The organism is Chryseobacterium sp. R2ACT005 (genome assembly GCF_049949215.1).
Taxonomy (GTDB): domain Bacteria; phylum Bacteroidota; class Bacteroidia; order Flavobacteriales; family Weeksellaceae; genus Chryseobacterium.
Window position 1 is genome coordinate 3,480,918 of sequence record NZ_CP188192.1, and the last position, 12,934, is coordinate 3,493,851.

The following is a 12,934-nucleotide window of genomic DNA, read 5'->3' on the forward strand; positions in this document are numbered from 1 at the left end:
TCAATTAATCATTTTGTTTTAAATTCATGTATATTTTCGTAATGATCTGTAGTATATCCATACGTTTTCGTACCGTCTGAATTTGTTCTTTCTAATATTCTCAGTTTATTTCCTGAAGGTTGATCTCGAACATTATACTCCACTGAACCAGCCCACTTTCTTTGCATTTTACTATTATCCCTATTTTGAAATATTGTTGGAAGCCCCGTTGATTCATCTATTCTTGGAATACCGCGACCTGCTGTTACTTCAGAAATTTCCTTATTTATATATTTATTACCGGTTGCCATAAATCCACAGCCATCATTATGTACAAGAATTTTATGTTCAGAAACAAAATAATTATGATTTCCATCAATTTCTAAATTATAAACATTTTCTATCTTGTCTATAATTTTAATATCATCTACTTTTATTAAGTGTCCTTTATCATTGACAACAAAATCTCCTCTTTTTAAATCTTTAGCATGAACCCAATTTCCTTTAATATAAAAAGGATGTTCTGGTGTGCATATAATTTTAGAGTTATTTATAGATAGTTCTAATAATTGCTTAGTAGTATTACGTGAAAGTGAAAGAACTTTTTTCAACTCATTTTGCTTCTCAATTTCATCGTAAGACCACACCGCATCTCCAACTTCAATGTCTTCTATAGGTTTTAAACCATCTGAAGTATAAACTAGAGTTCCTTTTACAAAGCATAACATTTTTACAAACATGTTTTTAGCAATGTTCCCCACAGCCGATACTCCCCCAAAAATCACTAATTCTTTAGTAGCTTCAGCCCCTTCTGCTTCATATTTCTGGGCTGCTGCTTCATTTCCTCTATCTCTCCAATAAGACTGCATTTCAGCACTATGATAGGCTTCTCCAGCAGTATAAGCAATCATGGCTCGGGTTGCCCACCCTTTAGTAACATAAGCATCTAAAATACCTGCGCCAACAAAACCTCCCACAATCACACCTTTTGAGTGTACCTGATTTATTCCTTGAATAACACCATTTTGTTGATTATTAGGAACTCCCATTAATGCCCCTGCCCATGATTGTTTACCGTTGGGATCTACATACATTATTGGATTTTGATAAGTATAAATATAAGGATTTAGATTTCCCCAGAAATATACACCCTCATTATGCTGCCCATCACCATAAAACTGGTTTTCCATCACAGGATTATACACTGCCAGTGGATCTACCCCATACCAGATACTCGCTCTCGGGTTATAATATCTCGCTCCGTAATAATACAGCCCTGTTTCTCTATCCAGTTCTTTTGCATTGAACTTATATGGGTTATCATATACTCCTGTTCTCTGCTCCAACATTGTCTCCCCGAATGGTAAATTTAAGAAAAACTGCGTACTCTGAGCACTTGAATTGGTAACAAATGTTGCTGTTCCTAAATGGTCATTATGTAAATAGTATAATCCTAACTGGCTGGTTGGTCCGTTTAAAGTATTCAGCTCTGCTGAAATATCGCCTACTCCTGCTTTTTCAAGATATGTTTTAAAATCAACAGAAGGATCATGTTCTCTCATTGTTGTTCCCTGATCCGATGTTCTTAGATTTAGGGGAACAAAAATATTGCTTCCATCCATCACCCTGCTGGCAAAACGGGTTGATCCTTCAAAATAATGTTTGGTATACTGCCCGTTTAAGGATACCGTTACATAAGGATTAGGATACAATGTATAATCTGTTAAACTTAAGCTCCCCGGATCTACTAACTCTCCGTTCTGATATAGCTGAGAACTTCCATGAAGATTGTACTTTATCGTTCTTTCTCCTTTGTCGTCGTATGTATAATATTGGTATACACCAGAATCATCACTGTAAAAAGCTTTTAAACGATCCTGCTCATCCCAGAACATATGCTTAGAACCAAATTCATCAACATGCTCAATAGTATTCCCATTTTCATCATAGGCGAAAAGCTGTTGTGCCCCGCTAATATTACCGTCAATAATTGACTTTACTTTATGGGTTTCCGGAATATACTTATAGTTATTAGAGTAGGTATTCAGTGGTTCCGGCTGCTGATCAATCTGATGCACCTGCTCTTTCAATACAATTCCTCCACTTTCGTTATACATTACCTTCCTAAGCTCAAAATGTGAGTTACTTTGCGCATATGGAGAAGTATTGGGTGTTGTAGGAGTTCCTCCTTTATCATTAAGTCCCATATCACTTTCTGTACCAATCAATCTGTTTAAAGTATCATACCCATATTTGAAAGCATAGGTACCTCCCATTTGATTCGGAGTTACGCCTACATCATTGGCAAGGCGGATAATATTTCCTCTCTTATCATACTCGTAGCTGTTGGATAAAAACGCATTGGAATTGCTCCATAACCCAAAGTGATCTAACCTTCTGTTGGTAGCAATATATGAATAATCTGTTCTTGTTCCATTTCCATAGTTGGCTGCTGTTCTCTGCTCATAAAGGTCATATTTGATATTCTGAATATAATTATAACTTCCGTTGGTTACCGTTTTAAGGTTTCCTCCCAGGTCATAACTGTAAGTAAGCTGCTCTCCATCAGGATATGTCAGTTTTTTAAGACGGTTCCAACTGTCATAGACATAATCCGTTTTGAACTCCATCGTTGGAATACTGTATCCGAATATCCTGCGGGTTTCCGATATTACTTCACCCAGCTTACCATAATTGTAGGTAGTATACCCTGTTCCATCTGTTTTTGTTGTAATCCTTCCTGAATTATTTCCTGAATTGGCAGGCATATAATCATAATGAACATTATTAGGGTTGACTGCTCCACTTGGAAGATTAGGAAGCGTAATATCAATAAGTCTGTTCTTATCATATCGATAATGGATAAAATGACTCTGTATATTAGGATCATTAACAAGATTTGGAGTTACAAATCTGATCAGATGTCCAGCGGCATCATATTCATAAGTAGTCTGCCCTTTATCAGGGTGCAACATTTCTGTTCTTCTTCCGGCAAGGTTATACTTATAGGTCGTCTTAATACCTTGAGGATCTGTTACCATAAGCAGTTCACCTACTGTATTGTATTCAAATTTTGTAGACAGTGGGTTACTACTCAGATAATTTATTTTCTCAACAATCTGTCCCTCTGCATTGGTGAAAGTCTCTGTCCTGGTAACATCCAATTCTTCAATACTTTTAAACAGATTCCCTTCTATCTCATAGCTAATTGATTTTTCAACGCCGTCTTCATATTTAACATTCGTAATCCTATCAGAGTGATCATACGTGTTTGACAACATAAACTGGCTGAGATTCAGATTCAGATTATTATCCTGAAGGTCTCCTTCCTGAGGCTGATATTGATATAGCTGTCTTCCGAATACATCAAATATTGGCCTTCCTGAAACTGATCTTTTTTCCACACCACTTACATCAATATCTTTCTTCACCTGTATTACTCTTCCCATAAAATCTGAATAAGAGTCTGTATTAATCAGGTTATTCGGATGGTCTGCATCATAATGAGAGGTTCTGGCACGGAATATTTTAATATTCTGATCCGAACTCGGCATACCATAATGGTCATAATAATAAGAGTGAGTTATTGTAGAAACATTTGCAGGACTATAAGGTTCAATGATGGATATAGGCCTTCCATAGTCATCATATCCATATTGTATTACATTTCCTGTTATATCTGTACTTTTTATTAAAACATCCAAATAAAGATTATACTGTCCAAAGGAAATATATCCAAATGCATCGGTTGTTCTTATTACATACTTACCTGTTTCATCATCATATTCGTAGGATATGGAATATCTGTTCTGTGATTCATCAGGTGGATAAGTTACTGTTTTAACATTACCTGATGGTTCATAAGTATAATCTGTTATGATATCCTGAGAACCATCAAATACGATATATTTTCCGACATCTCCTGTATTAACGTTTATATCCTGGGTTTTTCTCTTCCTTAAAAGAGTAGAACCTGTTCCGTCATATACATTGATCTCTTTTGGTATCTCAATCATATTTTTATTCAGCCCGGTCCAATAAGTGATGACAGATTTATAGGAATTGGTAGGGCTGGTATAGATATAATTTGAAATCAATCCGGTATTATAATCATACTCCATTTTTTCCGTAGTCTCTATTTCACCACCATTTTCAAATCTCGTATTGATCTTTGTATTCAACAGAACGGTAGCCATTCTTCTACCTTCTGTTCCTCCGGTATCAAAACTTTCCGCTAAGTAATTAGGGTCTATTTTGGTTGTATTATCTTTAAATTTATATAAACGATAGTTATAGATCACTTTGGAAATTAACTCATCATTTCCCGAAAGGATTTTACTTTGTTTAATTAATCCGTTTAAGAAATAACTTGTGTTGTAATACGTATCCTCAATTTTACGATAAGGATTTCCATCGATATTTATTTCTTCACGTGTTACTTTTCCAAAACCAAAATTATCTCTTTCTCTTCTGTCATATCTGGAATTTTCAAATTTATATTGGGTTACAATATCTTTTTCTGTACTGGAAAGCGTATAGTCTGTACTAAAGACATCCGGATTTAATATTTTAACCTCTTTAACCACCAGTTTTGCATGCGGATCCTCATAGTTCGGCTGTGTAAACTGATAGTCTATAGTGTACTTCCCTTTGGTTATGTTTTGAGTAACAGATTTCAGTTTATTGGTTTTCCCAATCAGCGAGTAATTGACTATAAATCCATTACTGTTATCTACAACAAGATCTACAAATCCATCTCCGTTCATATCTCTGAAAGCCTTTTGGGTATCAGAAACATTGATTCCCAGATTGGCAGTTGCCCCTGCTCCTACTTTTATGAAAAGATTCAGAATCGGAACAGGAGGAATAATCGGGATAGGTCCTATATTTACCATAAAGCTTCCTCCGAAAGAGAAATAGCCATTATATGAGCCACTTTCTTCAGTAAAATCTACATTTCCTACTGTTTTAAGCAATGGGACAGCTGTATCAAATTTATGTCCTAAATTATAGCGAACATTAGTCCATTTAGTACAACCTGGCAATAGATCGCAATTTTTCACCTCAAGAATATCAATTAAACCATCTCCGTTGATATCTTCATATACAACATCTGCAGTTCCCTTTGAAGCTGAACCGCCTAAGCTTGCACTGATACCAAATCCAAAGCTGCTCAAAGCACCCATATTTGCTGAAGAACCTAACCCTCCACCTATAGAAATATTTTCACTTCCTATCGGGTGAGATCTGTAAGTAAGCATATTTTCAACAGGCTTCATGCCCGATAATTTTTTTCCTAAGTTGAGCATTACTCCCATGTTTATTGCTCCTCCGTTTACCACTCTGTCAGGAAGTCCATCACCATTAATATCCATCCAAAAGTTATTTCCTGAATCAAATGAGTTAAAATATTTGGTAACTCCTGCACTAGCAGATCCGGACCCAGACCATGGCATAGAAGAATCCCCTTTTGAAGTAGTACCCAACAGACCATTTACACTAATTCTTCCGCTAGCGGAAAAAAGATTATAAGAGAATCCCAGAGAATTCATCTTCTGATAGGTATTGGAATCCGTAGGAAAACCTCCCGATGGTACCAGGTTTATATCATCTAAACTTCCGACTGAGTTTGTCATCTGAATAGACTCAGGATATACCATATCAGGATATCCGTCTCCATTTATATCAGAGAATGTCTGAGTTTCAATACTTCCTTTCCCCCAAGGTACAGTTTCTGATTCGGCTTCAGATATTCCTACACCTCCTACTGATACATTTAGTGTATTTGTTGTATTACGGGTGTAGCTGCTTTGTTTTCTACTGATAGCCTTCATTGTGGTATCCAATGAAAGAGCCCCTGTTACCAGAGTAGTAGGCGTTACCGATGGTGTATTAGGTATAGGATTATTGAAATAATTGACAGTTTCATCATCCTTGAAAGAACTTGCAGAAGCGAACTGATTCTCTCCTGCTCCCACCCAAATGCTTTTAACAGTATAGTTAGTACCTCCTGTATTTACCAGCGAACTATGTGGTTTCATTGGAGAAACAAATTGGGAAACTGTATTGTTTCCTGTGTTAGGATTCGCATTAGGTAAGTTATCAATACACTTAGCCAATTCCTCTGCAGATAAAGGAGGCTGCTGAATACATTGTGGATAAGTATTTTGAGCTACATTACCCGGAGTCATAGTTTCTGCTTCAATTGGTTTCCCATAGGTGTAACCTTCTATAATTCCCGGATTGTATAAAAATTGTCCCCAGTTATTATAGACAGCAGTTTTTGGGTTATACATTGCTGTATTTACCGAAGTTGGCGGCACAGAGGTAATCAGCTCACCACTTCCGTAAATTTTGAATGGTTTCCCCTGAAAGTATTGAGAATATTTATTGAATAAAGCGTAATCACCGTCTGTTTTACAGTATACCTGAATATTTACAAGATGGGGTTGACCAAATTCCGGTATTGTTAAATCTCCTTTATAAAAACTGATAGGACTTATTCCCGGAACATCAAATGCACCAATCATATCCTCTTCTTTAATCACGGAGTTGGCTCCGTTAGCTGCTACAGTTACTTTTCTTTTTCCCATCACTGTAGATCCGGTTTTGATTACGTAATAAAACGATCCGGTTGAAAGAGTAGAAAAGTTTGTCACACCTTTGTCTATCTGAACACCATAAGCTCTTTTCCCACTAACGATATTAGGATTATCCTGTGTACTTCTAATGTCTATCCTTGCTCTTAGTTGTGTTACTGCATATGAAGGATATTGAGCAACGGGATACAAATCTAAGTTAACTGATGCATTATTATTTGAAACAGCATTATAATGTACTTTGATTTTATCTTTCCAGTTGCTGTTGAAGAATGATGTATGAGAATCAGATTCTATAATAAATTTCAAATAAACAGGCTCACTTGAATTCACATTCAAAGTACCTGTATAAGCTTCAGTATTAAAAGGATCATATGACTGAATGTATTCAGAAGAATGAAGCACTGTAGCTGTGCCAGTATTTGCATTTTCTGCAATTACTTTAAAGGTAAAGCTATCTGTACTATTAGGAAAATTAACACTTTCCACTGTAATATTTGCTGTCCCCGTACCATCCAGATATGCTGATGATAATAAATTATTGGTAAGGAAGTTACTTCCATAATTTCCATTATTCAACTTAAACTGATCCTGAAATATAAACTTGCTTGACAAAGGGGATCCTGTTGTGGGATCAACATAAATAACTTCCGGATTAGAGTTTACCTCTAAATTCTTATTCTGGCTTTTATGCAATCTTATGTATACTTTCTCACCACTTTTTACAAAAATCCTGTTGGAACTATTAACAGCTCCTACCTGATTGGATACTGTATTATTTCCCGGTGAAATGGCATTCATTTCTGTATAATAATCATTATACTTCGAGATCGAAATATTTTTCGCAAGGCCTCCGGGGTTTAGTTCAGTAAGATAAACTCTTGTGTTAACAGAAGCACCCGAAGACGCGTAAGGAGCTTCCACCGAATAATACATTTTTATGGGTAAATCATTCGGATCTCCAGTATAAGGAGGTACGGATATATTATCTTTAATCGTGATATAACCATCCTGTGAAGCTATCCATACTTTTACAACATCAGTAATTGGTGCTGCCGGAATATCTGGAGTAACAATAGGATCGTCCGGTGGTAAGACCGGAGGTGCAATTGGCTTGTCCTTCACTACCATATTTTCTGTAAATTCAGAATGTTTGGTCATTTCAGGTTGTTGCAAACCTTTATTATACTTGTTAAACCATACCTGTCCATTATTGACAATATCAACTAATCCGTCAGAGTTAGCATCAATCAGATAGGTAGATGTGGTTCCTCTGGATGTAGATTTAATCTGGGATTTACTATATACAACAGCTCCCATATCCCATCCTGAATTGTTGGTCTTGGTTTCGGTATAGGTAAAGTTATTATTATAATTTAATAAGGGTTTGGCTGGTAAAAAAGATAAATGACCGTCCTGATCCAATTTTCCCTGACTGAATTTCAGTTCAGAAGAAGTTCTGTAGATCATATCCTGAATACCGTCTCCATTAAAATCAATAAGCTGCTGTGCATTCTTTGCTTCAGCAGTAGAATATCCAAAAGGAAATCCAAACATCAGGTGCCCATATGCATCATTGGAAGAATAAAAGAAATTCAATCCGGCAGCAGGTCTGAAGTTTAATCCATTTTCAGAGGAAATATTTCCATTGATTTTGGATGGTTTCAGAATATTTTCGATCAGTCCATTATAGACATTTTCAGAATTCTGTACCTGCACCTGAGTATCAGGTCCAAATATCTGATTATTTTCTACCTGGTTATAGTATTCAAAAGAATAGTCATCAACAATAGGAAGCGGATTCACAATCTTAATGTTGTATACCTGACTATATAATCTTTTTAACCTTGTTTTATTAAATTGTCCATCTTCGTATTCTACACCATATGTTCGTATTTTTTCTGTCTTATGTTTTATATCAATAGCTTTTAAAAGATATGATTCTACTCTTTTCAATCCTTGCTTTGCATTGATACTGATATCTTTTCTGCTAATCCCGGTTTCAGCAATAAAGTTGACACTATAATCCTGATTTTTTCCGTAAGTTATTTTTTGAATATGAAAATAAACTCCTCCGGTTAGGGCATTAGTTGATCCAAGATCCAATATATTTTTCTGATAGGTAAACATCATTTTATTACCATGACTGTCTTCTACCATTCTTAATCCCCAATGAACAATCTGGCCTTCGTCATTTTTTATAACAGAATTATCACTTCCGCCATAATAGCTTTTAGTACCATTTGTAGAAGTTACTATCCATGCATAATTAGCAGGAGTAGCTCCTTCCCTTTCTATAAGAGTAAAATCATGATTTTTTCTGAGATAAAATTGCTTTTTTCCTGTCGAATTACGAGCCTGTCTTGCTGTCGTAATATCTGTAGAGGTCTCACTTGTATTATTATGTCTGTGTGGTAGATAACCATTAGGATAAACAAGCATTTCACCATCTAAAGTATACAATTCCGTTTCCTGGCTACCGAACTTAGGCGTTCCCCATCTGGTATCCACTGTAATCGCAGATAATCCCTGAAGATCCCATCCTTCACCCATCCATCCGTTACCGACACCACTGTTGTATCCTATTGCTAAAGAAGGCTGTAATCCTCCCAATCCTGCAGGAACTTTAATAGGATAATTCATATTGGCATCTCCTTTTTGGTTTGCTGTAGGAACATTCATCAGCTGCATTCCTGCCATAGGATCTGCAGCTTTCAATCCACTGATACTTGTTGGTGAAAAAGCTGTTGTCTGAGGAGATTCAGGAGCGGAAATAATTCCGTTGATATAATCATGGTCACCATCTCCTTCTACCATTACCGTTTTATTTTTCTCATCAACAACTGATTTGTCTGCTACCCATTGTTTCTTGACATAATCAAAATGGAAAATTTTGATATCCTTAGGAGAGAACAATCCCAGTCTTTTGGTATCGTAAGGAATAGTAATCTTTGCCTTTTTCTCCAGCTTTCCGCCCGTTACTGAAAATCTGTAAGCGGCATTATTCAACGTTACATTTTTAAGTCCCTGAGATACTGCCGGTATATCTTTTTCTCTTAATTTCAGTACTTCAATGTAAGCCGATTCTGATGTTCCTTTTTCTATAGAAACATTCATATTTTCATAGCTTATACTGAATTCTTTATCTTTTGAAATTTCAACACCTTTTGGTTTTGCATAGTAATGGTCAACTACTTTAAAGGCTTTTGTTGAAGCCGGAATTTTGTAAGCATTAGTTATACCTCCTGCAATAACAGAGAATGAACCCTCTGCCTTATTTTTTTCTGAAAGTTTGACAACTTTTTCAAACTCACCATTTTTTACAGCAACAACTTCATTATTAACTACCACATCTGTTAACGATGCTGTCTTTCCTTTTACATACAACTGATCTCCTGACAGTGCAGAACTTATGATTAGATCATTATCATACTTTTTATCTTTTTCAAAAACAATACGTAAGTTTTTTACTTTGTATTTTACCCCGGCTGAAGGTGAAGTAAATAATATGGAATTAGAACCTGTTTTTATAAGTTCAGAATTGATTTCCTCTTTTTGATGGCTCCATTTTGCGCTTGGAACAATAATTCCTCCTCCTATCGCAATATTATGATTAATAGATCTGGATACTGACTCATGAGAAGCCAATCCAAACAGATCGTATTCAAGATATGCTACAGTGTTTTTTTCCGCAGATGGAATGTCAATGGTAAAGAAGTTATCAGAAACTTCATCTTCTTCCTGATCCGTGAAAGCACCAATAGTTCCTTCTTTTTCCTTTGATGGATAAAAATTCTTATTGTCGACAGCAACATCATTTTTAAACTCAGAGAATTCTAAATTTTCCTTTGCTGAATTTAAAAATACAGAATGATTTTCATCTAAAATATTCTTTTCAAGTAATTTTTCAGATTGTGTTAATTGATTAGAAGGATTTTCTTTTACATCCTGATCAATTAAATCAACTTTTTTATCAGTCCATTTACTTATCAGCTCTTTTTTGAATACCTGTAACTTCTGCCTGTCTTCTTTGGTAAAGCTCGCAAAGACAAACATCAACGCAAAGAAGCCTATCAGTAAACAAGACTTCTTGGTAACAGGAAATTGATCCGTATTTATTTTCATGGTATAGTTTAATCAACGATTAATTTGAACGTTTTTATGATTTTTTTATCTTGAATAAGATTAATAATGTAAGCACTTTGAACTTCCAACTGACCAGTGTAATGATTTGATTTTCGGTCAATATTATCAAATTTGACCAATCTTCCTGATCCATCATAAATGGAAATTCCAAGTCCTTCCATAGGAGGGAAAGTAACTGTAAAAGTTTGTCCTTTTTTAACTGGATTCGGATAAAGATTAATTTTAGTCAGATTCAGTGATAAGTCCCCGTTAATTAATAATCCGGAATCTGGATTTTGATTTGCTTGTTCATTCTTAGCACTTTTCAATGGACTTACTGCAAAAGTGAAATGAGCTGTATCACCACTATCAAAATCATTAAGGAAATCAACTTTATTAAAAATGATATAATTTGCAGCTTCAGATCCTTGAACTTTCAGAATACTTCCGTCAGGTTTTTTCAGGAACATCCAATAAGCAATAGGTAAAGACCTTGGATTCACCGTTTCTTTCAATATTCTTACACTATAATCGGTTTTAGGAACTTTATTACCTATAAAGTTGATTTCCCAGTTTTTTTGCAAAACATCAAAGGTACCATCGTTTTTTAAAGTCAGTTCATTATTATCATCAGACCAAATAACAAACTGATTATTCTCAAAAACAGATTGATTCTCAACATTTGTTCTTTCAATAGAATTTTTCCCAATTGTTAAAAATAGATCAGCCTGGTTGGACGACTGTTTTTGGTAGAGTTCATTACCATTGTCTCTTCCTAATCCAGTAGGTTTGTATCTAAATTCTTTATGTTTTTCCGGATCCCAGATTATCTTTCCATCACTGCTATAATATTTCCCCTTTTCCAGTGAAATTCCGTATTTAATAGAGAGATAGGAGTGTATTTTACCAAGATCTGAAGATTTTGCTTTTCTTGGAAAAAATATCATCTCATAAAGATTCTGATCTTCAAATTTAATTTTCAAGCTATCAGATTTATCACGGTTCGGATCTGCAACTGCTACAAACGAAAAAATACTTGGCCTTTTTCTAATTTCAACAGTTTTTTCTCCACCAGTTTTAAAGTTGTTATTTCCCAAGGAAATCTTTTTTTCAGTATTTTCCCATATCAATTCATCTTCCTTCGATCGGTGGACCGCTGTAAGAGTATGGCTCTTATTTTTACTGTATTTAATATATTTTTTGAAAAGCTTATCCTTGATACCACAATGAAAATTGAGTAAATTTTCATCTTTGCACTTTGTTACTTCGCGAAGTGTTGGATTGGCTTTTTCCCATAATTGGGCATCAGATCCCACCAGTTGAGAATAAACAGACACAGAACACGATAAACAAATTATCGCGAATGCCCTAGAATAAAAAGGGTTATACATATTAGATATTTTTTGCCAAATAAATAGTCAGCAATAGCCAACTGAAGTTTAGTTTGAAAATTAACCGAAAAAAGAAAACTATCTTAAAAATTCAGAATATAATAGTAGATAGAGATGGAAATGGCTGATTTCTTCATAGTATTATTATGGTATTAATTTTTTTTTGCAAATTTATAAAAGAAACAGATACCACAAGTTTTTTTTTAACAATTTTTAACAATGACAGAAACCTATAATTCTTTCATTTGACTGAATGATCAATGAAATCATTTATTAAAGCAGAAACCATGAACAAGCGGGTTCAAATAAAAAAGTAAAAAAAAAATGAAATTTTTTCATCTTTTTTCAAATACGATAAGTCAATGGTTATTAATCATGTAAAGTTTATAAAATCCCATTCACAAAAATTTAATTGAAAATTATTCTTCATTTTATTTTTTTATTTGAAAAAATATTATACCTTTGCAACCGCAAAAACGAAGTAAATATCGTTACTGATGACACCCTCGGGGCGTAGCGTAGTCCGGTCATCGCGCCTGGTTTGGGACCAGGAGGTCGCAGGTTCGAATCCTGCCGCCCCGACTGTTTTAGTAGTTTTCTCAAAATTACTTAATGGGTGCGTAGCTCAGCTGGATAGAGCATCTGCCTTCTAAGCAGACGGTCAAAGGTTCGAATCCTTTCGCGCTCACTTAATGACACCATTAGGACAATTTAGGCCAAATGGTGTCATTTTATTTATAAATACTTGTAATTCAGTTTATTTAGAGTATTTTTCACCCTTTTACCTTATTTTCTAAAGCAAAAATTTTTTCTTAAAAAACCAATATTTCATCTTTTTTA

Annotated in this window: 2 protein-coding genes and 2 tRNA genes; 2 read left to right on the plus strand and 2 right to left on the minus strand. The window is 35.0% G+C overall.

The features are described 5' to 3' along the window. Window positions 1-8 precede the first annotated feature (8 nt). A complete protein-coding gene (locus ACPF63_RS15935) occupies window positions 9-10,703 on the minus strand; it encodes a polymorphic toxin-type HINT domain-containing protein (RefSeq protein ID WP_426480574.1) in 10,695 nt (3,564 codons plus the stop codon). Window positions 10,704-10,711: 8 nt separating this feature from the next. After that, window positions 10,712-12,040: a T9SS type A sorting domain-containing protein gene (locus tag ACPF63_RS15940; RefSeq protein WP_426480575.1), complete on the minus strand. Its 1,329-nt coding sequence runs from the start codon at window positions 12,038-12,040 to the stop codon at window positions 10,712-10,714. A gap of 561 nt (window positions 12,041-12,601) precedes the next feature. On the opposite strand from ACPF63_RS15940, the gene ACPF63_RS15945 reads away from it, so the two are divergent. After that, window positions 12,602-12,676: transfer RNA gene (locus ACPF63_RS15945), tRNA-Pro, on the plus strand. A gap of 32 nt (window positions 12,677-12,708) precedes the next feature. Then, window positions 12,709-12,782 (plus strand) — tRNA-Arg (locus ACPF63_RS15950). Window positions 12,783-12,934: the final 152 nt, after the last annotated feature.